Here is a 23,725-nt window from a genome sequence, read left to right as displayed (position 1 = left end):
ATATTTAAAATTAATACAATTGAATATTTGGCATACTAATCCAATATTTCTCTTTTTCTGTCACAATTAATCCACTAACTTCAGACACTACCACTTCAACATGGTAAGCTGAATAAGAAACATTTAAATCCAACTGATAATAACCATTCGTCTTAGAAGCAAGATCATTAACTACAGTCATTCCCAAAACCTTTTTATTGTTTTTCAAGAAAACATCAAGAGCATTTTTATCATTCGATTTTAAAAGAACTTGAGTAGATTTACTTTTAAGCAATGATTTTTTCTCTTTAATTTCATTGTTCAGCAAACGAAATAATTCTTCAAAATCAACATTTACTTTGGAGCTTTTATGTGAACCTCTTTCTGTAGTATTCGCTTTGGTCACGTTATTATTTTTTTGTTGAGAATATCCTCCAAAACAAAAGAATAGAAAAGAAAGAGATATAAAAATCACCTCTCTTGTACGTTTAGATTTTAAAATATTTAATTGAGTATTTGTCTGTTTTTGCATACATTGTTTATTTGGTTTATAATTGAAATTTATTGTTTCTCTTAATTTATTGATTTCAAAAACAGGCATAAGTTTCCCCTATCCAATTGCTTTATTAATTGGACTATATTTATCGCAAGACAAATTATTTTGATTTGGAAAAAATTAAAACTGTTTTAAAAACAAGGATGCATCCCTTTTTATGCACATCTTAAATAAAGAGTTTTTTATAAGTGCGAAATATATTCGCGGTGAGGTGTATTTCTATTTCATTCAGGTTTCTTTAGAGTTATTTTTTGCAAAAGTAGAATGAAATAAAAGCTCTGAATAGCCCATTCGGACACATCGATAGCCCAATAAGACCAACCGAATATTTTCTTTAAAAGCTAAAGAGTGTAAGAAATCACTTCGTTACTAATAAAGCAATAAAAATCAACACAATATGTTTTAAAACCAAAAACATATCGTATAATAAAAACTAAAAAAAAGGAGAGAAATATTCTTAAAAATAGAATTGAAAAACAGCTATAAACTAAAAACCACGTACTTCTGAAGGCAATTTACCAAAGCGCTTTTTAAAACTTGCCGTAAACTTACTTGAACTTTTGTAGCCAGTAGCAAACGCAATATTCTTTATCTGCATATCTGTATTCTGAATTATTTGCATAGCCAGAAGTAGCTTCTTTTCTTTATGATATTGCATCATCGAAGTTCCATGAACAGATTTAAATGTCAACTTAAGTTTAGTCGGAGACATACTTACTTTTTCGGCAATATATTCAACACCCAAGAAAGGAGCTGACACTGTATCAAGAAGTAATTTTTCGGCTTTAGCAATTTTTCTATAATCCGGTGTATCAGTCGGTATATAATTACCGATACGTTGATCTATAAAAGCATTCTTAAAAAAAGTTGTGATTAATTGAAAAGTCTGTGTTTTAAGAATCGACTTACTCAATAAATCGCGATTGTTATTTTGCAAATTAATCAAAATTTCTTTCGATAATTCCGCTGCATTTGGTACAATATCTTGATAAGTAATAAACCCTTTGTCGGAATTTAGGAACTTTTTAATCTGATTATCTTCTGGGAGTGTTTCGAAAGAAAAATTCCTTTCAGCCCATTCTTTACTAAATCCGTATAGATAAAATTCACAAACAGAACCTTTATAAAAATAAGCACCAACCTCTGTTCCCGGTCTTTTAAACCCCCAATATTTACTTGAAAATGGTGTTTTATCGGCAAATGTATTTTGTAATTTTACTTCACTTTCAAAAACCGAAAATGTAATTGTATAGTAATCGCTTGGAACATCTTCATCATAAACGGCTTTCAGCATTACGTTTTTCTTAAATGTAATGCTCGTTACTATAATCCAGAAACCTTCTTCGATTTCCCGATAGCGCATAACTCCTTTAGAAAAAGGATTATTTCTATACACAGCTTGTTCCTCTTGGACATGACGAACAGATGGAGAATTTATAATACTCTTTACTAGAACTTCGGGAGAATTGGATAAATAAGGTAATTCGAAAAAACCATCTCTATAAAAATTTATATTTTCTTTTATGAATTTAATCCACTTTCCTAGATTCATATAATTATTTCAGATTTTAATTATTGTTAAATTGTGCACATTGTAAATCGTTCGTCTCTATATGCCGAAGGCAATTTCCCGAAACGTTTCTTAAAAGCAGCAGCAAATTTACTCGCACTTTCATAACCTGTTATAACTGATATAGTCTGAATTTCGACATCCGTTTTCTCAAGTAATTGTTTTGCCAAAAGCATGTTTTTTTCTTTGTGATATTGCAACAAAGAGAATCCAAATACGGTTTTAAAATTAGATTTTAATTTAGTTGGAGAGGTATTCACATCAAATGCGATGTGTTCAATTCCAACAAAAGGAACGTGCAAATTATGCAAAATCATTTTCTCTGCTTTAGCAACATTATAATAATCCAGATTACTTAATGAAACATTATCCGGAATACGACTATCATGAAAAGCATTATCAAAAAAATCATCGATTAACTTGACACAATTCTTTTTTAATTCTTTGGCATTAAACTCAATTTCATTATCAGCTTCCAATATATCTGATATACTCTTGGATAAAATATGTGCATTTGGAGCAACATCCAGCCAGGTATAAAATCCTTTTTGAGTATTAAAAAAATCATCAATATTTTTTTTATAAATTTTAGACGACTTAATATTCTTAGTTACCCATTCCTTACTAATTGCCAGATTAAAGAATTTTCCCTTTGTTCCTTTATAAAAATAAGTAGCAACTTCGGTTTCGGGCTTATAAAATGTCCAACAAGTACTTAAAAGCGTTACATCCTCCGAATCCTTAATGGGATATTTATATTCAAAAACCGAAAATGATAATATATAATAATCCCTTAAGTGGTCTTCATCATAGGTTGCTTTTGCAATTATATTTTGCTTAAGTTCAATATTCGTTTCAAGAATCCAAAAACCACTTTCTATTTCCCTATAACGCATTGTACCTTTCCAAAATGGATTGTCAGAATATATTAACTGTTGTAAAGGCTTGTGTTTAATTACTGGGATTTTGATCAAACTATCCACCATAACCTGAGGAGAATTAGAAAGATAAGGAAATTCGAAAAATTCATCTTTTAATAAAAAAAGGAATTTTTGAATGTGCTTGGCCCAATTATTTGTGCTCATTTATATAACTAATTCAGAGTGGATGAAAATCGCATCAAACCTAAGAATTCGCTCATAAAAAACAAAATTTAAAGTAAAATTAATCTTAAAATAAAATAGCGTTTTTCAAGCAACCTAAATAACTACTAAATATGAAAAAACAGTATTTCAACAAACAATAAATTGGCATTTGTTTTTTATCAATTATCTTTGCGCATCACAAACACACAACAATGAATTATTTTTCTTCTGATTTTAAATTAGGAATATTAGGTGGTGGACAATTAGGCAAAATGCTACTTTTTGATACACGTAAATTTGATATCCAAACCTATGTTTTAGATCCAAGCGATGAAGCTCCCAGCAAGATTGCCTGCAATAAATTCTTTCAAGGCGATTTAATGGACTTTGAAACTGTTTACAATTTTGGGAAACAAGTAGATGTCTTGACTTTCGAAATTGAACTTGTAAACCTCGAAGCGCTGGAAAAACTAGAAAATGAAGGCGTAAAAGTATATCCTTCACCAAAAACCTTAAGAGGAATACAGAATAAAGGAATCCAAAAAGATTTTTATATTAAAAACAATATTCCTACTGCTCCATTTGAAAGATTTGAAAATCTGCAAACCCTAAAATCTGCTGTCACATCGAGCAGAGTCGAGATGCCTTTTGTATGGAAATGTACAGAGTTTGGATATGATGGAAATGGTGTAAAAGTTATTCGCCAAGCTTCAGATTTAGATAATTTACCTAATGTAGAATGTATTGCAGAAACAATGGTTCCGTTCAAGAACGAACTTGCTGTTATTGTTTGTCGCAATCCATCGGGAGAAATAAAAACATATCCTGTTGTCGAAATGGAATTTCATCCTGAAGCAAATCAGGTAGAATATGTAATTTGCCCTGCACGAATCGACGAAAAAGTAGCTCAAAAAGCAAGAGAAATTGCGCTTAATGTTTCAGAGAAATTCAATCATGTAGGACTTCTGGCAGTTGAAATGTTCCAAACTCAAGACGATGAAATCTTGGTAAACGAAGTTGCTCCTCGCCCACACAATTCAGGTCATTACTCAATCGAAGCAAGTTATACTTCACAATTCGAAAATCATTTACGTGCTATCTTGAATCTTCCGTTAGGAAATACCGATAGTAAAGTAGCTGGTGTTATGGTAAACTTAGTTGGAGCCGAAGGATTCTCTGGCGATGTAATTTATCAAAACATCGAAACTATCCTAGGATGGAATGGCGTTACTCCACATATATATGGTAAAAAACAAACCCGCCCTTTCAGAAAAATGGGTCACGTTACAATCGTAAATGGAGATATGAACGAAGCAAGACGAATTGCCGAAGATGTTAAGAATACGATTAAGGTAATTAGTGAGTAATTGCAGTTGCAGTCACTGTTTGCAACTTTAAACCTTGAATTTAAAAAAATAAAATAAAATGAGCAAAGTAGCCATTATAATGGGAAGCATCTCCGACATGCCAGTCATGCAAGATGCCATCGATATACTAAAACAATTTAATATAGAAGTTGAAGTAGATATCGTTTCGGCACATAGAACGCCGGAAAAATTATTCGATTTTAGTAAAAATGCACATACACGCGGCATTTCGGTAATTATTGCCGGAGCAGGTGGAGCAGCACATTTACCTGGAATGGTTGCTTCGATGTCGCCACTTCCTGTAATTGGAGTTCCTGTAAAATCAAGTAATTCTATAGATGGTTGGGATTCGGTTTTATCGATTCTGCAAATGCCAGGTGGAGTTCCTGTTGCGACTGTAGCTTTAAACGGAGCTAAAAATGCTGGAATCCTTGCAGCACAAATCATAGGAAGCCATGATAAATTAATTTTAGACAAAATCATAGCATATAAAGAAAGCCTAAAAGAAGCCGTTTACAAATCTTCGGAAGGCTTGAAATAGTTTTTAGTTTTAGTCGTCGCAGTTTTCAGTATAAACTGCGACTAAAAACTAAAATTATGCTTCGTCTTCAATTTCCTCCAGAATAGCTTCAAATTCAGATACTGTTATATCTTCATTATTCAACCAATTCTCTGAAGTAACCAAGCTATAATTTATATTATCTTGTGTTGTTAATTCCCAAACAATTCCCTGAGCTTCTGGAAATGGAATATTTCGAGACATTTGATTTTCAAACAATCTTTTAATAAGATTTCTATCAGACAAGCCGTTATTCAATAATTTTAGCACATTTTCGGCTGTCAACTTTTGTACTTCACCATCAGTTGGTGTCATTGAAAAATGCACAACAGAAGCTTTTGCATTTGGAAATTTTCCGTTGTATGCTTTAAAAAGTAATTGATTCACATGAAACAAAGTCCCTTGCATTTCTATTTCGGGATATTCCTCACAAACCTTATCAATTAACATATTATGTGCTATTTGCTCAATTTGACCATCGTTTAATTGATTACCCAATTTGTATTTCAAGACTATTTCGGCAGCTTCATTAGGCTCATAATCTGAAATAGCCATTTCTAATAATTCCGGTAAATTCTTTTTCTCCGCAGTCGCCCCATCCGGAAAGTTGAATTTTTCTAATAACTGAATAAAATCTTCATCTGACCAATATCCTTCCACTTCATTAACAGTATCAATACGTTTTATTATAATTTGGTAGTTCATCTTTTTTATTTACAATTGTTTATAATTAGAATTTTATAATCCTCTTATTTTTACAATTTAAGATTTTTAAATCTCCCGCAGCAATAAATAACATATCTATAACACAATTTAAGAGGATTTTATGCCGAGAATCAATCTTGTTTAGAACGCTAGATTTTTATAAATTGCTATCTTTGAAATTCAAAAATATCGACTTCAATTAATAAAATAATTATATCACAATGAACGTTTTACTTTCAAAATTTACTACCAAACATAATACAGCACCTTTTTCGAAAATCAAAATTGAAGATTATTTTCCTGCTTTTCAAGAAGGGATTTCTTTGGCGAAAGCCGAAATTGATGCAATTGTAAATAATCCCGAAGCACCAACTTTCGAGAATACTATCGAAGCAATGGATTATACCGGAGATATTCTAGATCGTATTTCAAGTATTTTCTTCAATTTAAATTCTGCCGAGACTAATGACGAAATGCAAAAAATTGCTCAGGAAGTTTCGCCTTTATTATCAGAATTCGGAAATGATGTTCGTTTAAATGTTGCTTTATTTGCAAAAGTAAAAGCAGTTTACGATCAAAAAGAAAGTTTAAATCTTAATCCGGAACAAACAACTCTTTTAGACAAACAATACAAAAGTTTTTCAAGAAACGGAGCCAATTTACCAGAAGAAAAGAAGAACCAATTACGCGAAATCGACAAAGAATTATCTAAATTAAGCTTACAATTTGGAGAGAATATTTTGGCAGAAACGAATGCTTTCGAATTACATCTTACCGACGAAAAAGATTTGGCCGGATTACCAGAAGGAACTATTGAAGCAGCTCAGTCATTGGCTAAAAGCCAAGAAAAAGAAGGTTGGATTTTCACATTAGACCATCCAAGTTACCTTCCGTTTATGACGTATGCCGATAATCGTGAATTGCGTAAAAAACTAGCAATCGCTTTTGGAGCAAGAGCATTCCAAAACAACGAATTCGACAATCAGGAAATTGTGCTTAAAATTGTAAAACTACGTTTTGAAAGAGCCAATTTATTAGGATATAAAACTCACGCTCACTTTGTTCTGGAGGAACGCATGGCCGAAAATCCAGAAAAAGTTTTCTCCTTCTCCAATGATTTATTGGCAAAAGCCAAGCCTGCAGCCAAAAAAGAATTTGCTCAACTTACTGCTTTCGCAAAAGAATTGGACGGAATCGAACAATTGGAAAAATGGGATGGTGCTTACTATTCGGAAAAATTAAAACAACAGCTTTTTAATTTAGATGATGAAAAGCTAAAACCATATTTCCAGTTAGAAAAAGTATTAGATGGTGCTTTTACTGTTGCCAAAAAACTATACGGACTTACTTTTACTGAAGTATTTGACATTGACAAATACCATGAAGAAGTAACTACTTATGAAGTTACAGATGAGAATAACGAATTAGTTTCTATTTTCTACGCCGACTTTTTCCCAAGAAAAGGAAAACGAAATGGTGCTTGGATGACCTCTTTTAAATCTCAATCCAGAAAAGACGGAATAAATGAAAGACCACATATCTCGAACGTATGTAACTTTACTAAACCTACCGAAACTAAACCTTCATTACTTACATTTAATGAAGTAACTACTTTGTTTCACGAATTCGGTCACGGATTACATGGAATGTTAGCAAACACAACTTACCCAAGTTTATCGGGAACATCGGTTTATTGGGACTTTGTAGAATTACCTAGTCAGATTATGGAAAACTGGTGTTACGAACCAGAAGCTTTGGCTTTGTTTGCAAATCACTATGAAACTGGCGAAATCATTCCGATTGAGTTTGTTACCAAAATCAAAGAAAGTGCAAGTTTTCAAGAAGGTCTGGCAACATTGCGCCAGCTAAGTTTTGGATTGTTGGATATGGCTTGGCATTCGCAAGACCCAACAAATATTACCGATTTAAAAACATTCGAAACCGAACAATTTAAAGACACTCAATTATATCCAGACGTAAAAGAAAATGCAATGAGTACAGCATTTTCACATATTTTTCACGGTGGATATTCTTCGGGATATTACAGCTACAAATGGGCAGAAGTCTTGGATGCCGATGCATTTGAATACTTTCAGGAAAAAGGAATCTTTAATCATGAAGTTGCTACAAAATTTAAAGACAACGTACTTTCTAAAGGAGGAACAGAACATCCTATGATTTTGTACAAACGTTTTAGAGGTCAAGAGCCAAAACCTGAAGCTTTATTAAAAAGAGCGGGATTGATATAAAACATGAAAAGCCAGTAACTAAAATTAGTACTGGCTTTTTTCTTGAATTAGTAAGTTATTTTTTGTTCATTGAGTTACTCTTAATTTGTTGGTAATGCAATAATATCACTAAATACATGACTCAAACCCGTTTTGTTCATTGGATCCAGTGAATAACCATGACAGTATAAACAAGAAGTAACGGCATTAGTACCACTGTTCGGAACTGCATTTGAGTTTGGTGCCTGAAAAAAGGTTTCCATAGTACTATTTGCTAATCGCCCGGTACCAATCGCATTACCCACTGTTACTGGATGTCCATTATAAGGATATGAAAAACCATTTGGCGTTACACCTCCTGCAGTCCAGGTTGCCCCTATGAGTAAATAATTTTTCCTAATGTCGTTACCAACTAACATTTTATGTATAGCATTATTAATAGAAATAATTTCACTATTGGAATCTGCAGGAGTTTTATCCTCTGGATTTGGCTCTACATTAGAAGCTGCACCCCAAGCCATAATTCTTTTTACATTAGGCTTATATATTGATTCTGGATGTAAAGAATCTGCTATTATAATTGTATTCTTATTTACTGTCATCTTCTGAGTATTCTTTACAGTATCATCGGCATTAACGTTAAAAAGCCAGTCTGTACCACTATCGGCTTTTACTTGTTTAATTTTATCATTAACATCTCTGTATGAATATGCTGTATTTGGTGAGTTTTTTTTATGTTCGAAAGTTGACCAAATCATTTCAGGATGTCCAGCAACACTTCCTACCACATGCATTCCAACTAATGCCAATGTTGTTGGCGTTGTTTTATTTGTTAATTTCCAAAGCTTAGGATTTGATTTATCATATACTGGAACCATAGCTTTAATTTTAATATAACTGTCTGCGTTTGGTAAATCTTTAACTTCAACCCAAGAAGTTTTTAATTCCATTGCCAAAGCATTTGGATCTGGTGGCGTTGCAAAACCATTGTCTTTTGCATAGGCAAGAATATTTTTCAGTTCAGCCTGAGTAGTTGGAAAATGACTTCCTTTTAATTTCATATTTTTCACACCAGTCAAAAAGTAAGCATAAACGTCATTTACCATTGTTATGTAATAAACTAATGACTTATTTCTTGCAATTAATGCCCCATTAGAACCTGCCTGCCCTTGTTCAGTATCTATTATATCCCCTTTTGAATCAAGTAGAATAGTTTTATTCCCTTGTTTAAATTCTTGTACAATATTTTCAGGATGAACTTTATTCTCAATTATAGCTTTAGGCCTTGAAATTGCTTTACCTTTTGTATCTATAAAAGAAGGTAATCCATTCGCATTGGCAATTACACTACCTACAACAACAGATTTATTTGTCGCATCTTTAACTGTTTCATCTTTCGCTTGAGGTTCTACTTCAAACATTTTCCCATTTTTATCAAACACAATCGGCAATCTATTTGGTCCTGTTTGAAGAATATTACTTACCGCACTCATTATAGTGTTAGGTTTATGAGGAGTCAATACACGATTATGCAAACTGTCTTCTGCCGAAACAGTATAAAATACGGGAGATTCCATTACTGTCCCTCCGCTTTTATATGAACCGCTAGAAGTTGGTGAAGTAATCCATAAAAACATCTGCTCTGACCATTGATAAAAATCACAATTGTTTTCATGACCAAATGTTACACTATTTGCAGGTACAACTAATCCGTTTTCGGTTACAGCTCCACCCTTAAACCAAGTTTTAAATTCGGCATCTGTAACAACACAAGATTGTTTTACATCTTGTGGTAAATTTTCATAATCTTTATCCGAATTGGCTAATAGATCTGTTTTCTTACATCCTAAAAAAAGGAGTATTACTGTTGCAATCGATACAACCGTAATTTTTACGTTTAGTTTTTTCATCGCTTATTGGTTATTAACTAGTTTTTCTATTTTAATTTTAGAATTTAAGATGTACTTTTTAATTACATCCGTTATAAGAAGTCTATAAAACGACTCTTTGGGATCAGGATTCTATATCTTAATTATGAATTGCTCTTATGGAAAAGACAACTGATAAGACTTCTCTTTTCAAAATTTTCTTTTTCAATTCAACAAAATCAAGATCAATAAATAAATCCGGATCATAGAGAAGACTCCGATAAATCCATATACCTGAGCCTAGATTTTGGGGGATGTGCAACATATTTTAATATTTATAGGTTAAGTATTTAGCCCGTTTATAAAATAATTTTTAGTTGTTTTTAGTTATCAAATCAAACCACTTTATTAGACCATAATAAAGAAACAATAATTCGGTAAATTTTTTTAACGTATAAATACCTGATTTTCAACTAACACAAACTAATAATCAAAAAAAAAGACCACCTGAATAAACAATCTTTTTCAAGTAAATTATTTTTATGTTTATTCCTCATTCAAACTTGGGATAGTTTTTATTGGTACATCTTCAACTGTATAGTCATAATATGAAAATCATCCTATTATCCTAAAGGTAAAAACGATAAAAAAATCCGAAGTAAATTACTTCGAATTTTTTCTTTAGAAATGATTATAAAATATATTAAATAATTAATCATGCCCATTTGATGGTATAAAGCTCTGCAATATTTTTTGGACGGGTTTCTTTTCCATCAGCCGTTTCTTTGGTTTTAGAAGTGCTGGCAGTATTTATAATTGTTGTAGAACTCTTATCCCCCATTAAAATAGTCTTATCAATTGAAAAGCCTAACTCGTGATCATGTTTAAGAAAAATGTCCTGCTCAAAAGTGCTTACATGATCCCCTTCGATGGTACCTGTTCCAGGTGGCTTTCTATTCGTAGCATCAGGATCAACCTTGGCGCCATTATTCCATGCCCTACTAAAATATCCCCGCATATCGATAAGCATTGAATTTCCGTTTTGTCCCTTACCAAATCTATTATTAATTACCGAATTTAATCTTGAATAATCATTACTAAGTTCTACTGGAGCTTGGCATAAAGACAATTCTTCAGCAGGAGGATTTTTGGTTGCAATATATTGTTTACGTTCTCCTATAATACCTTGCACAATACACGGTAAATTTTCTATAGCAATTAACCCCACATTTCCATATACTTTTGAAATAGCAATTACAATCGATGGCGCTGACGAACTAATTGTTATCCAAACAGATTTAGCTGCTTTATTAACTTTTAATTCTACTTCAACTTCAAAATCTCCTATACCATTTTTCACAATAGTATTTGAATCAATACCATCTGAAAGTGTCATACTTACATCACCAGCAATGCTTAAGTTCAAAACAACTTTAACTGAAATGACTTTTTCTAAAAGCATTTGTTTCCAACGAGGAAATTCATGGAGCGCTTGCTTAAAAGTCATTAAGCTATTACCTCCACTTTTCTTAATAATGCAACGTTCTGTATTTTTATCAAAATTAATACTCCCATTTGCTCCCTTGTCTTCATAGCACCAACCATCAGGAATTCCGTAATTAAATTCAATTTGATTACTGAAATATCTAAAATCATGATTATATATAAGATTTCGCTGTTGCAAGGCATATAGATGTTCATCTATATATCCTTTATTATCGAATGTTTTCATAAAGTGTTAATTTAAAATAAGGGCTGCCTAATATGCAGCCCTTCTAAATACTTCTATCGTTTTCCAGGGGTTACTAACCATTCTCCTTTACCCGTCAAGGTAATAGTTGCCTCTAAGTTTTTAAAACTACTTATTTCAACTTTTGCAGATTTTCTGGAAATTGTTGCAATATCAGCAAGTTCATAACTTGTAAAAGAACCGGTAGCAATATAGAATGAAAACTTTGGAGTAATTGTATGGTCATCATTTGGAGATGGAGACCACGTAACTCCCAAAAATCCATTTTGTGTCTGAATACCAAAACTCATGTTGCTAAACCACTTACCATTTTCGTTTATACCTTTATCAAAATCATTAGACAATATACCAATAGTACCATCTGAACTTTTTTGACCTTGTACAAGATTCAAGTTTGGTCCTTGTTTAGGTGGTATTGTTGCATATTGAGCCTCCCAAGTTTCTTTTAATTGAGCGTCTTGAATAATACTTGCATCAATTTGTACACCAAGTCCTACGGCTTTATTTGATGCACCAGCCCCCAAAGAATATTGAAGTGGGATGGTAAACTTATTTATTCCTCCATAATTTGGCAATACATATAGGGAAGCAGATGAATTTGCAAATACTGCATCATTTGGTACCCCTTCTGGTTTTTCTAAAAAACACCAGAAATTTTTACCACCACTACCTTCATTTTTTAAATAAATAGTATAATTAGTTGTCGAATTTAATGCTTGAATATTTAACATAGTTTATATTTTTTGGTTGTTTGTCCCTACTCATAAGCTTTTCGGGTTTCGCTTCACATTATTTTCTGAATGCGAACAGTTCGTTTTTTAAGTGAGTACTGCTCCACTAAAATGGATTAACATTTTAATTTCCATGAACTAGTATATCACATAATCCTTAACAATATCAGCTAAACAGATTATTTGCATCTTTTAGTTCTAAACCCGATATTAGGCAATGATTAGGATTACCTGGTATTGGAGCCTTCAAAACCCTGCCGCCTTTTTGTATTATCTTTTCGGCTGTTGATGTTCGGGTTCCATAAGCATGCATTGCCGGAGCCATTCCTACCATAATTGCTGCAATATTGTTTGAGCCTTCAATGCTATTTACACTAGCATCTAATAATCGACCATGTTGGTCTACTTCCTCACTGGAAAAAGGCTTAAGATTGGCATTTTTTAAGCCTCGAATTACGGTTCCTTTTTTAATATCTGCCATAATAATTCGTTTAATACTATTATAAGCTTCATGCTTACAAAGTTTTTTTACTAGCTACTAGACTCTCTAGTGTTTTTAGCCATAATCTCGAATAGTTTTTAAACAAACTGTATCAATCAAACTGTACTTCTATTTTTTTTTTGGCATAAAAATCCCATTTACACTGTTGAACAGATTGGTTTTTTTCTACTCTTGATTTAATCATTTCCTAATCTGCAGTACCAGTCCATGATTTTTTTAGGTTCAATTTGTACAAATCCTGAATTCTAATAAGTCAAAATTATAAGTTTATTTCTCTTTTAATTTGTACAGAATCAGCTACTTTTTGTCAATTTGAATCATAACTGTTTTTTTAATAGGCCAACAAAAGGAAATAAACTGATGTCATTCTTATATTTACTGGGAGGACACTTAAAATTTTGTTTGAAAACACGAGAAAAATGCGCGATATCAAAAAAACCGGCAAGAGAAGCTGCATCGGTAATTGATTTCTCTTGAAGTATTAAGAGTTCTGTAGCATATTGAAGTCTTATATCACGAAACAAACGTATGACAGGCAATCCAAATAAAGATTTCACTTTCCGGTTAAGGTTTGACGAACTCATAAAAAGTTTGTTCGATAAAATCTCGATAGAGAATGTTTCATTGTCAAGATTATCAATTACAATGACCAGCAACTTTGCTAACCATATATATTCACTTTTTAACTGTATGAGTTTGGTAAAGCATTCATTGCTTAAAGGAATTTTCCAGTCATCTGGTTTAAATCCGGTGGTTAGCCCATTTTCCCGATATGCTGACGGAGAAAGACTGAACTCCTGTTTAAATTTACGGCTGAAATTAGCTGCTGAGCTAAAGCCGCAATTAAGAGCTGTTTCTTCAATAGAGTACTTCTTTAAATCTAAAAAATGCTTTGCCAGCTCCATCTTATAATGCAAAATGAGTTTCCCGGGAGAGAAACTCATTTGATTTTGTATTTTCCGATTAAGTTGTGCTTTACTGATTTTTAATTGATCGGCTAGTTGTGAAACTCCAAATGAAGGGTCTGTTTTTTTTCTTGTATAATAGCATCAATTTGCTTTAAAAAATCTGCATCAGAAAAACAATCGCTTATATTAAGCATGTTTTTTTTGCTTTCGAATTCTTTCATAATTAGTAGGGTTTTAGAAGTAATAATTATAGAGAAGAGATCAATAAAACAGAAAAAATCATTAAGAAGTCTGCCAAAAATTTAGCAACATCTTTAATAAAATCTATACTACACATCACTTATCTATCTCAAAACTAATGATAATGCTTTTTATTTAAGTAGAAAAATGCCACAAAAAACAAATATTAAGGCACAAGATCTCGTAAATATGTCTCAAGATTTTTCTGATGATATTTAGTGACTCAAAACGCCACATTTTGATTGCCTTAAATAAACTTTCATTTATTTTTGAAAGTTTAAAAACTTTTACTTACATTTGATGTATGGAATTCAAAGAAGCAAAAAATAAGTTCGTACAAACCTGGGGAGCATTAGGTTCTCAATGGGGAATTAATAAAACCATGGCACAAATCCATGCTTTATTAATGGTTTCCAACGAGCCTGTTTCTATGGAAGATGTGATGGAAGAATTACAAATTTCCCGCGGAAACGCCAGTATGAACTTAAGAGCTTTGATGGATTGGGGAATTGTTTATAAAGAATACAAAGCTGGAGAAAGAAGAGAGTTTTTTACTGCTGAGAAAGACTTAGATGAACTTGCTGTGAAAATTGCAAGAGAAAGAAGCAAACGTGAAATTAAGCCTGCTCTTAAAATCTTAAAAGAAGTTTCCTCGATAAATTCGAAAGATTCAGCAGAAGAAAAACACTTTGTTGAGCAAACTACCAAATTGTATGATTTTGTATTAAAGGCAGACAATATGCTAGATAAAATGACTGAAATTAATGAAAACTGGTTGGGACGTTTGGTTCTAAAGATTATGAAGTAAAAATTAAACTAAAAAAATTTAATCACAACTTTCATTTTTTTCTGAAAGTTTAAAACAAACAAGAACTATGAAAACAACATTCAAAATTGTAGAATTTATAAACATAGTCGCCTTATTATTTCTCATACTAGGTGGGTACGGTTTAGCAATTACAGGAGCTTTACAAGTTATAACAGCAATTTTCTTTTTCTTACTATTCCCAAAAAATAAATTGATATACATCTACTTTGGTTTAGTAATTACCTTCTTTTTGATTTGGGACAGGCACACTTTTAATTGGTTATTTCTATTGCCCGCTTCATTAATCTTTTTCTTGACCTACATTATTTACAACCAAAAAAGCAGGTTATGAATCTCAATATTATTGGGTATTTTATCTACCTCAGCATTACGATTTTCATCATTCTGAAAGTTGGCAAAATCTGCTATAAAAACGGAAACATTTATGTCGCAGAACTTATTCCAAATCACATTGATTTATGTCAAAGAATCAATCAGGTTTTGCTTTTAGGCTATTATCTTTTAAACATTGGCTATTGCGCTATGACTTTAATTTCCTGGCAAAAAATCATATCATCAACTCAACTTATAGAAACAATCGGAATTAGAACTGCTATTATAATTTTCATCATTTCAATATTGCATTATCTCAACATAATTATACTAACCAAATACGTTCAAAAATTAATTAAATAACATCTTAAAATTAAATATCATGGAAACTACAAAAATCTTAATTGGTTACAGCATTTATTTACCAGTTGCTTTATTACTTACTTATTATGTTTCTAAAACGCTTTTCAAAAACGGTAAAATCTTTATGCTTGACATTTTTAAAGGTCGAGAAGATATTGCAGAAGCAACTAATAAACTTTTCGAAACAGGATTTTATCTTTTAAATATTGGCTTTGCCCTTATGATATTAGAATTGCAATTAAGCCGAGACAGCTATCAGGAATTAATTGAAAATTTAAGTTATAAAATTGGAGGTTTTTCTATTTATCTTGGTGTAATGTTATTCTTCAACTTATACTTCTTTTTTAGAGGAAAAAGAAAAGCTAAAGAAACTCAACTAGAAGAAAGATTAGTTTTAAAAGTTTAATTGATAACCAAACCTAAACAGGTTTTATCCCGAGGCTTCAAGACTACTAGATTTAATACTTAACAAAAAATGAAAAAACTAATTATAGCAGCAGGAACAGGTTTTTTAGGACAAGTTTTAGTAGATCATTTCAAAAATAAATTTGAAGAAATTGTAATTCTGACCCGAGGAAAATCACAAACCATCGACGGAATTAAATACGTTAACTGGAATGCAAAAACTTTTTCTGGTTGGGAAAATGAGCTTGAAGGCGCAACGGTTTTAATAAATCTTGCAGGAAAGTCAGTTGATTGTCGCTATACCAAAGAAAATAAAAAAGAAATTTTGCTCTCTCGAATCGAAAGTACACGTGTTTTAAACAAAGCTGTTTTAAATTGTAAAACTCCGCCCAAACATTGGCTAAACTCATCTACATCTACAATTTATAGATTTTCATTAGATAAAGAAATGGATGAAACTAGTGGCGAAATCGGGAATGATTTCTCTATAAATGTGGCTCTATCTTGGGAAAAAGCATTCTTTAAAACCGAAACTCCAAATACATTAAAAACTGCTTTAAGAACATCGATAGTTTTAGGAAAAAAAGGCGGCGCTTTAATTCCGCTTAAAACCTTAGCCAAAATTGGATTCGGAGGAAAACAAGGAAAAGGAAATCAATTTATTAGTTGGATTCACGAAGACGATTTTGCAAATGCAATAGATTTTATACTCCAAAAAGAAATGATTGGGATTGTTAATGTGGTTTCTCCTAAACCGATTCGTAATGCCGACTTTATGAAGAAACTTCAAAGAGCTGTTGGTTTCCCTTTCGGAATTCCACTCAATACAGTTCTTCTTAAAATAGGAGCTTTCTTTATTCGAACACAACCCGAATTAGTTTTAAAAAGCAGAAACGTGATTCCGAAAAAACTTTTAGAAAAAGGATTTAAATTTAAGTTTGGGGATATTAATAACGCATTTGAAAATTTAATCAGCAAATGAAAATACAAGATACAGATTGGGGTTATATGCTTAAACACTGGGTTTTCACCTTGATATTAGGTCCAATTATCTCTCAAATAATTGCGTTTATTCCTGTTTTTTATCCCAGTCAGGCAATTGGTTTATTAGAAATATTTCCAATAGTATTTATTGCCAGTCTTATCTTTTCCATTCCAACGTATATTATATATGCTTTCGTTTACAACTACCTTACTAATGAAATTTCATCAATTCCATATTCAAAAACCATTTTAATATCAATACCAGTAATTGGAGTTTTTATAACTACAGCCTTCATAGATGGGACTTTATGGTATTTTATCGCTTTTTCATATTCAATATCATCAATTATTACTGGGTTATTTTTTAATTTAAATTTTAAAAATAACACTGACTAATTATGACAACGATTCATCTTACAATAAAAATCAAAGCCCCAAAACAAATCGTCTTTGATAATTCTAGAGATATTGATGTTCATCAACAATCTGTTAGCAAAACAAAAGAAATTGCAATTGCTGGCGTAACAACTGGATTAATAAATTATAACGAAACGGTAACGTGGCGAGGAAAACACTTCGGGTTTTACTTAACACACAAAAGCCGAATTACCGCAATGGATTATTACGACTATTTTGTAGATGAAATGGAAAGTGGAAAATTCAATTCATTCAAACACGAACATTTTTTTGAGGAAGAAAATGGAATTACAATAATGACAGATAAATTACAATATGAAACTCCATTTGGCATTTTAGGGAAATTATTTGATGTTTTATTTTTAAAGAAACATTTAATTAAATTCCTTTCAGAGAGAAACAAAATCCTAAAAGAAGCATCTGAAAAAGATAACTAAAGTAAATTCCTTACCTTTATAATTATTATGTATAACAAATAATCAGTAAAACAACCTTAAAAAAAAGTATATGTCATTAAAAACTAAAATTCTGTCAGTAGCATTTTTTGCAGTTTCTTTTATCGGGTTTGCACAAAGTAATTGCAAAGAATTAAAAGGATGCGAAAGAAAACTATGTGAACTAAACACAAAATTAGTCGCCGCTAAAAAAGCTGGTAATCAAAGTCAGATTAAAGGAGTTGAAGAAGCAATAGCACAAACTAAAAAGAACTGCACTACAAAAACAGTTACCAATGACCTTGACAAAAAAGTAAAAGAAAAACAAAAAGAAGTTAAGGAAAGAACCGATGAGTACAACAAAGCGGTTAAAAATCAAGAATCGAAAGAAAAAATCGACAAGAAGAAAAAGAAATTAGACGAAGCTAAAGCTGAATTAAATAAAGCTCTTGCTGCTCAAAAAACGAAATGAAAATTTCATTTATAAAAAACCGATGTTCGTACATCGGTTTTTTTGTTTTCAACCTTTAAATATAGATTAATTAACACATAGGAACATAGAATTTGTATTCTCAAAAAGGCGTTTCACTTAATTAAAGCGACACTGTACCAAAAACTGTGTGGAAGAAATATATTTCTTTTTACTCTCTTTATTCTCACTTAAAATCTATGTTTCTATGTGTTGAACAAAATATTCACAAATTACGGCTAACTCGTTTCTCCATTTTTCATCCACAAAACACAACCATGAGCCACCAGAAAATCGGAATACTTTCAACCCAGAAAGAAGTATAATATTTAGGTCGTTTTTCATTTGCAAAAACAATAAAAAGGGACAACACAAGAACCATAATTAAATTAATTATCAATTGATTTTTGTCGAGAGCCAATCTTAAAAACTCAAGAAAGTAAAACGGAATTAAAAGCGATAACCCTAAAATCTTAGTACGCTTTACTCCTATTTGCTGAGGAACAGTTTGCAAATGCGGATCGTCATTTGCAAGATCAATAATCTCAAAAATTAAAATCAGCGCAAAAACCAAAATAAAACGCTGTACACATTTTAAATAAAAATCGGAAGTAAAGGCAATTTCAGCATTTATTAATGGTAAAACCAAAGTGGCTCCAACCCAACAAAGTGAAACTATATATATTTTGACTCCAGCCCAATTTCGAGCATTTTTTCTATTCGGAAAAAAAGGAAGCGTATAAAGTGCTGTAATGGCAAAAATTCCTACCGAAACAATTTGAGTTATTCGCTGTAATTGAAAAAAATAATATCCAACCAATAAAAGAGAAAAAAAACTAAAAATTGCAATAATTTTTAATTGGTTTCCTATTGGCACTCTCTTTACCCGGACCAAAGCATCGTATTTTACAAAATTATATCCTACAATTGTTCCAAAAAACACAAACAAAGCCATCGATTCATCATACTCAATACCAAACATATGAAACGTTAAACGTACCAAAGCATAACATGACAAAGCCACGTGAATACTACTATTAAGATAAAAATTAAATACCTGTGTAATTACCCTCATATAACAAAACTAATCAATTAATAAGAAATCAACCCTTTACTTGTAAATTTGATAAAAAATGCAGCAATAAATAGCTATTAAATTATTAATAATACTTAATTTTGCATCACAAAAAAACAACACTTTAACTACTTTATGAAAACAGATGCTTTTGCTTTAAGACACATTGGCCCAAGAGAAACTGACCATCAACAAATGTTGAAAACAATTGGGGTTGAATCTATTGAACAACTCGTTTATGAAACGCTTCCAGATGATATTCGTTTAAAAGCACCGCTAAACTTAGACCCTGCAATGACAGAATATGAGTTTTCGAATCACATACATCAATTAGGAAATAAAAATAAGGTTTTTAAATCATATATTGGTTTAGGATATAACCAAGCTATCGTTCCAGCCGTTGTTCAAAGGAATGTTTTTGAAAATCCAGGATGGTATACTGCTTATACACCTTACCAAGCCGAAATTGCTCAAGGTCGTTTAGAGGCAATTCTTAATTTCCAAACTACAGTTATAGAATTAACCGGAATGGAGATTGCCAATGCATCTTTATTAGATGAAGCAACTGCTGCTGCTGAGGCAATGGCACTTTTATTTGATGTAAGATCAAGAGACCAAAAGAAAAACGAAATCAATAAGTTTTTCGTTTCCGAAGAAATTTTACCACAAACATTATCTGTTTTACAAACTCGTGCAACACCTATCGGAGTTGAACTCGTTATAGGAAATCACGAAACATTCGATTTTTCAACAGCATATTTTGGAGCAATCCTTCAATATCCTGGAAAATACGGACAAGTTCATGATTATGCAGCATTTATCGCTAAAGCAAAAGAAAACGAAATTAAAGTTGCTGTTGCAGCAGATATTTTGAGTTTGGCCAAATTAACTCCTCCGGGAGAAATGGGAGCTGCTGTTGTTGTAGGAACTACACAACGTTTTGGTATTCCGTTAGGATACGGTGGACCGCACGCTGCTTATTTTGCAACAAAAGACGAATACAAACGAAGCATGCCAGGACGTATCATTGGTGTTACAATCGATACCAACGGAAACCGCGCTTTACGTATGGCATTACAAACACGTGAGCAACATATAAAACGTGATAAAGCAACTTCAAACATCTGTACAGCACAGGTTTTATTATCTGTAATGGCAGGAATGTATGCAGTATATCACGGACCAAAAGGATTACAATACATTGCCGATAAAGTTCATGCTGCAACTGCAACACTTGCAATCGAATTAAAAAAATTAGGTGTAAAGCAAACTAATACTGCATTCTTTGATACAATCGTCATTAAAGCCGATGCTAAAAAAGTACGCACAATTGCAGAACAAAACGAAATTAACTTTTACTACATCGACGATAACACAATTTCTATTTCATTAAATGAAACTGTAAGTGTTGCCGAAGTAAACGAAATCATTTCTGTTTTTGCTACAGCTACAAATCAACAAGCTACAACAATCGATAGCTTAACAAATACAAATCATTTCCCAGAGCATTTAAAAAGAACATCATCATTTTTAGAGCATGATGTTTTCAATAAATACCATTCTGAAACAGCTTTGATGCGTTACATCAAAATGTTAGAACGTAAAGATTTAGCTTTAAATCACTCGATGATTTCGCTAGGTTCTTGTACGATGAAACTGAATGCAGCTTCAGAAATGTTACCTTTAAGCAGCCCACAATGGAACAACATTCACCCTTTTGCTCCGCTTGATCAAGCACAAGGATATCAGGAAATGTTGAAAAAACTAGAACAACAATTAAATGTTATCACAGGTTTTGCAGGAACAACTTTGCAACCAAACTCTGGTGCACAAGGAGAATATGCAGGACTTATGGTTATTCGTGCATACCACCAATCCAAAGGTGATCACCACAGAAACATTGCTTTAATTCCATCATCGGCACACGGAACAAATCCTGCATCTGCTGCAATGGCTGGAATGAAAGTTATTGTTACAAAAACATTAGAGAATGGAAACATCGACGTAGAAGATTTACGTGAAAAAGCAATCTTGCATAAAGACAACCTTTCTTGTTTAATGGTAACTTACCCATCTACTCATGGAGTTTATGAAAGTGCAATTAAAGAAATCACACAATTGATCCACGATAACGGTGGTCAAGTTTATATGGATGGTGCAAATATGAATGCTCAGGTAGGATTAACAAATCCAGCTACAATTGGAGCCGACGTTTGTCACTTAAACCTACACAAAACATTTGCAATCCCTCACGGTGGTGGTGGACCAGGAGTTGGACCAATTTGCGTTGCGCCACAACTAGTCCCATTTTTACCAGGAAACCCAGTTATAGCAACAGGAGGAGATCATGCAATTACAGCTATTTCTGCAGCTCCATGGGGTTCAGCATTAGTTTGTTTAATCTCTTACGGATACATCTCGATGTTAGGAGCCGATGGTTTAAAACAAGCAACAGAACATGCGATTTTAAATGCCAACTATATCAAAGAAAAATTAAGCGGTCATTACGATACTTTATATTCTGGAGAAATGGGTCGTGCAGCTCACGAAATGATCCTGGAATGTCGTCCTTTTAAACAAAAAGGAATCGAAGTTACAGATATCGCAAAACGTTTAATGGACTATGGTTTCCATGCTCCAACAGTTTCTTTCCCAGTTGCAGGAACATTAATGATTGAACCTACAGAAAGTGAAAACTTAGAAGAATTAGACCGTTTTTGTGATGCAATGATTTCTATTCGTAACGAAATAGAAGCTTCGACTATCGAAGACAAAAACAATGTCTTAAAAAATTCACCACATACATTGGCAATGCTTACTACCGATGTTTGGGATTTCCCATACACAAGAGAGCAAGCAGCTTTCCCATTAGATTATATTGCCGAGAACAAATTCTGGCCAACTGTACGCAGAGCCGATGATGCTTTTGGAGATAGAAATTTAGTTTGTAGTTGTGCCCCTATTGAAGCCTACATGGAAGAGTAAAAACAAAAATTATTCTTACAAATGCCTCGATTAATCGGGGCATTTTTTTTATATAAATCAAATAATTTAAAAATAAAAAATAAAGCAGCAGTAATTTACTCTGTTAAAAAACCAACAATAAAAGATATTCATTGAAATATAATCAGTTTTTTAAAGCAAACGCATATTATTTTATAATTATATGCATGCATAGTAAATATTATAGCTGTAATTATTATTTTATTTCTAAATTAGCCTAAATTTTTTTGGAAAACTGAGTCATGAAAATAAAAATAACGGGAATAGGAAGCTATATTCCACAGAAAGAAATAAGGAATACAGATTTTAGCGAACATGTATTTTTAAATGAAGACGGAACTCCATTTGGATACCCAAACGAGGTTGTCATTAATAAGTTTAAAAGTATAACTGGAATTGAAAATAGACGGTATGCCGAAGATCAATATACTTCTTCCGATTTAGCCTATTTTGCAGCACAAAGAGCAATCGAAAATTCTAAAATCGATCCGGAAACTCTGGATTATATTATTTTCGCACATAACTTTGGTGATGTAAAATATGGTACAACACAATCAGATATACTTCCGAGTTTAGCAACACGTGTAAAAAACAAATTAGGCATTAAGAATCCAAAATGTGTCGCTTATGACATACTTTTTGGTTGCCCTGGATGGATAGAAGGCGTGCTACAAGCAAATGCATTTATCAAATCGGGAATGGCAAAACGTTGTTTAGTTATTGGTGCCGAAACACTTTCCAGAGTTGTTGATGATCATGACAGAGATTCCATGATATATTCTGATGGAGCTGGAGCATCTGTAATCGAAGCTTCAGATGATGAAACAGGATTACTATCTTACGAAAGTGCTACTTTTGCAAATGAAGAAGCTGGCTATTTATACTTCGGAAAATCATACAAACCCGATTCAGATCCAGATACTAAATACATAAAAATGTATGGTCGTAAAATATATGAATTTGCTTTAAGCCAAGTTCCTGCTGCCATGAAAAGCTGTTTAGACAAAAGCGGAATTGCAATTGATGATGTAAAGAAAATCCTTATTCATCAAGCCAATGAAAAAATGGACGAAGCAATTATCCATCGTTTTTATAAATTATATTCCAAAACTCCTCCAGAAAACATAATGCCAATGAGCATTCATGATTTAGGAAATAGCAGTGTAGCAACTGTACCGACACTTTATGACCTATTAATACAAGGAAAATTAGAAAATCACGAAATCAACAAAGGCGATGTTGTGATTTTTGCATCCGTTGGTGCAGGAATGAATGTTAATGCATTTGTATACAGATATTAAATTTATAAAATAGTTTTTGCCTCAGTTTTCAGTTTAATTGAATACCTAGACCAAAACTTAAAACTAATAAAGCCCACATTTAAAA

23 protein-coding genes are annotated in these 23,725 nt (G+C 32.3%); 12 read left to right on the top strand and 11 right to left on the bottom strand.

What is annotated here, in order from left to right; translation table 11 throughout:
* Nucleotides 1–10: 10 nt before the first annotated feature.
* From OIU83_RS06740 to OIU83_RS06730, 3 genes are all read right to left on the bottom strand, one after another.
* Nucleotides 11–511 carry a hypothetical protein gene (locus OIU83_RS06740; RefSeq protein WP_264205506.1) on the bottom strand — a complete coding sequence of 167 codons (501 nt, stop codon included), beginning with the start codon at nucleotides 509–511 and terminating at the stop codon, nucleotides 11–13.
* A gap of 511 nt (nucleotides 512–1,022) precedes the next feature.
* Complete coding sequence (locus OIU83_RS06735) at nucleotides 1,023–2,087, bottom strand: helix-turn-helix domain-containing protein (protein ID WP_264205505.1); 1,065 nt, start codon at nucleotides 2,085–2,087, stop codon at nucleotides 1,023–1,025.
* A gap of 26 nt (nucleotides 2,088–2,113) precedes the next feature.
* On the bottom strand, nucleotides 2,114–3,190 hold the full coding sequence (locus OIU83_RS06730; protein WP_264205504.1) for a helix-turn-helix domain-containing protein: 1,077 nt from the start codon (nucleotides 3,188–3,190) through the stop codon (nucleotides 2,114–2,116).
* Nucleotides 3,191–3,402: 212 nt separating this feature from the next.
* On the opposite strand from OIU83_RS06730, the gene OIU83_RS06725 reads away from it, so the two are divergent.
* Both OIU83_RS06725 and purE read left to right on the top strand, forming a co-directional pair.
* The gene (locus OIU83_RS06725) at nucleotides 3,403–4,557 is read left to right on the top strand and encodes a 5-(carboxyamino)imidazole ribonucleotide synthase (RefSeq protein ID WP_264205503.1); all 1,155 of its coding nucleotides are present in this window, start codon (nucleotides 3,403–3,405) and stop codon (nucleotides 4,555–4,557) included.
* A gap of 58 nt (nucleotides 4,558–4,615) precedes the next feature.
* The gene (gene purE, locus OIU83_RS06720) at nucleotides 4,616–5,098 is read left to right on the top strand and encodes a 5-(carboxyamino)imidazole ribonucleotide mutase (RefSeq protein WP_264205502.1); all 483 of its coding nucleotides are present in this window, start codon (nucleotides 4,616–4,618) and stop codon (nucleotides 5,096–5,098) included.
* 54 nt (nucleotides 5,099–5,152) lie between these two features.
* On the opposite strand, the gene OIU83_RS06715 is transcribed toward purE, so the two are convergent.
* Nucleotides 5,153–5,821 (bottom strand): hypothetical protein, encoded by a 669-nt coding sequence (locus OIU83_RS06715; RefSeq protein ID WP_264205501.1) that lies wholly within the window; start codon nucleotides 5,819–5,821, stop codon nucleotides 5,153–5,155.
* Nucleotides 5,822–6,042: 221 nt separating this feature from the next.
* Here OIU83_RS06715 and OIU83_RS06710 point away from each other — a divergent pair, with 221 nt between their 5' ends.
* Nucleotides 6,043–8,070, top strand: a complete 2,028-nt coding sequence (locus OIU83_RS06710) for a M3 family metallopeptidase (protein ID WP_264205500.1) — start codon at nucleotides 6,043–6,045, stop codon at nucleotides 8,068–8,070.
* 80 nt (nucleotides 8,071–8,150) lie between these two features.
* Here the strand turns inward: OIU83_RS06710 and OIU83_RS06705 are convergent, their stop codons facing one another.
* The 6 genes from OIU83_RS06705 to OIU83_RS06680 form a co-directional block, all read right to left on the bottom strand.
* Nucleotides 8,151–9,959 (bottom strand): hypothetical protein, encoded by a 1,809-nt coding sequence (locus OIU83_RS06705; protein WP_264205499.1) that lies wholly within the window; start codon nucleotides 9,957–9,959, stop codon nucleotides 8,151–8,153.
* Between the two features lie 673 nt (nucleotides 9,960–10,632).
* The gene (locus tag OIU83_RS06700) at nucleotides 10,633–11,649 is read right to left on the bottom strand and encodes a hypothetical protein (RefSeq protein WP_264205498.1); all 1,017 of its coding nucleotides are present in this window, start codon (nucleotides 11,647–11,649) and stop codon (nucleotides 10,633–10,635) included.
* Nucleotides 11,650–11,702: 53 nt separating this feature from the next.
* Complete coding sequence (locus OIU83_RS06695; protein WP_264205497.1) at nucleotides 11,703–12,398, bottom strand: hypothetical protein; 696 nt, start codon at nucleotides 12,396–12,398, stop codon at nucleotides 11,703–11,705.
* 166 nt (nucleotides 12,399–12,564) lie between these two features.
* Nucleotides 12,565–12,879 carry a hypothetical protein gene (locus OIU83_RS06690; protein ID WP_264205496.1) on the bottom strand — a complete coding sequence of 105 codons (315 nt, stop codon included), beginning with the start codon at nucleotides 12,877–12,879 and terminating at the stop codon, nucleotides 12,565–12,567.
* A gap of 338 nt (nucleotides 12,880–13,217) precedes the next feature.
* The gene (locus tag OIU83_RS06685; RefSeq protein WP_264205495.1) at nucleotides 13,218–13,844 is read right to left on the bottom strand and encodes a helix-turn-helix transcriptional regulator; all 627 of its coding nucleotides are present in this window, start codon (nucleotides 13,842–13,844) and stop codon (nucleotides 13,218–13,220) included.
* A gap of 53 nt (nucleotides 13,845–13,897) precedes the next feature.
* Complete coding sequence (locus OIU83_RS06680) at nucleotides 13,898–14,029, bottom strand: hypothetical protein (RefSeq protein ID WP_264205494.1); 132 nt, start codon at nucleotides 14,027–14,029, stop codon at nucleotides 13,898–13,900.
* A 323-nt stretch (nucleotides 14,030–14,352) separates the two neighbouring features.
* Between OIU83_RS06680 and OIU83_RS06675 the strand changes: the two genes are divergently transcribed.
* The 7 genes from OIU83_RS06675 to OIU83_RS06645 all read left to right on the top strand — a co-directional run bounded on the left by OIU83_RS06675 (nucleotide 14,353) and on the right by OIU83_RS06645 (nucleotide 18,264).
* Nucleotides 14,353–14,856: a GbsR/MarR family transcriptional regulator gene (locus OIU83_RS06675; RefSeq protein ID WP_264205493.1), complete on the top strand. Its 504-nt coding sequence runs from the start codon at nucleotides 14,353–14,355 to the stop codon at nucleotides 14,854–14,856.
* 348 nt (nucleotides 14,857–15,204) lie between these two features.
* Nucleotides 15,205–15,552, top strand: a complete 348-nt coding sequence (locus OIU83_RS06670) for a hypothetical protein (protein WP_264205492.1) — start codon at nucleotides 15,205–15,207, stop codon at nucleotides 15,550–15,552.
* 19 nt (nucleotides 15,553–15,571) lie between these two features.
* Nucleotides 15,572–15,958 carry a hypothetical protein gene (locus tag OIU83_RS06665; protein WP_264205491.1) on the top strand — a complete coding sequence of 129 codons (387 nt, stop codon included), beginning with the start codon at nucleotides 15,572–15,574 and terminating at the stop codon, nucleotides 15,956–15,958.
* 69 nt (nucleotides 15,959–16,027) lie between these two features.
* Nucleotides 16,028–16,939, top strand: coding sequence for a TIGR01777 family oxidoreductase (locus OIU83_RS06660; RefSeq protein ID WP_264205490.1), 912 nt, complete (start codon nucleotides 16,028–16,030; stop codon nucleotides 16,937–16,939).
* Nucleotides 16,936–17,337: a hypothetical protein gene (locus OIU83_RS06655; protein ID WP_264205489.1), complete on the top strand. Its 402-nt coding sequence runs from the start codon at nucleotides 16,936–16,938 to the stop codon at nucleotides 17,335–17,337. Before OIU83_RS06660 ends, OIU83_RS06655 begins: the two co-directional genes overlap by 4 nt.
* A gap of 2 nt (nucleotides 17,338–17,339) precedes the next feature.
* Nucleotides 17,340–17,795 (top strand): SRPBCC family protein, encoded by a 456-nt coding sequence (locus OIU83_RS06650; RefSeq protein ID WP_264205488.1) that lies wholly within the window; start codon nucleotides 17,340–17,342, stop codon nucleotides 17,793–17,795.
* 70 nt (nucleotides 17,796–17,865) lie between these two features.
* Entirely contained in the window at nucleotides 17,866–18,264 is a 399-nt protein-coding gene (locus tag OIU83_RS06645; RefSeq protein WP_264205487.1) for a DUF1090 domain-containing protein, read from the top strand.
* A gap of 256 nt (nucleotides 18,265–18,520) precedes the next feature.
* Here OIU83_RS06645 and OIU83_RS06640 read toward each other — a convergent pair whose 3' ends face one another.
* A complete protein-coding gene (locus OIU83_RS06640) occupies nucleotides 18,521–19,336 on the bottom strand; it encodes a hypothetical protein (RefSeq protein WP_264205486.1) in 816 nt (271 codons plus the stop codon).
* 135 nt (nucleotides 19,337–19,471) lie between these two features.
* On the opposite strand from OIU83_RS06640, the gene gcvP reads away from it, so the two are divergent.
* A complete protein-coding gene (gcvP, locus tag OIU83_RS06635) occupies nucleotides 19,472–22,321 on the top strand; it encodes an aminomethyl-transferring glycine dehydrogenase (protein WP_264205485.1) in 2,850 nt (949 codons plus the stop codon).
* Nucleotides 22,322–22,581: 260 nt separating this feature from the next.
* On the top strand, nucleotides 22,582–23,640 hold the full coding sequence (locus OIU83_RS06630) for a 3-oxoacyl-ACP synthase III family protein (protein WP_264205484.1): 1,059 nt from the start codon (nucleotides 22,582–22,584) through the stop codon (nucleotides 23,638–23,640).
* Nucleotides 23,641–23,725 lie beyond the last annotated feature (85 nt).

The organism is Flavobacterium shii, assembly GCF_025847235.1.
Lineage (GTDB): Bacteria > Bacteroidota > Bacteroidia > Flavobacteriales > Flavobacteriaceae > Flavobacterium > Flavobacterium shii.
Note: the sequence above shows the minus strand (reverse complement) of the source record. Positions and strands in the feature narration are given on the sequence as shown.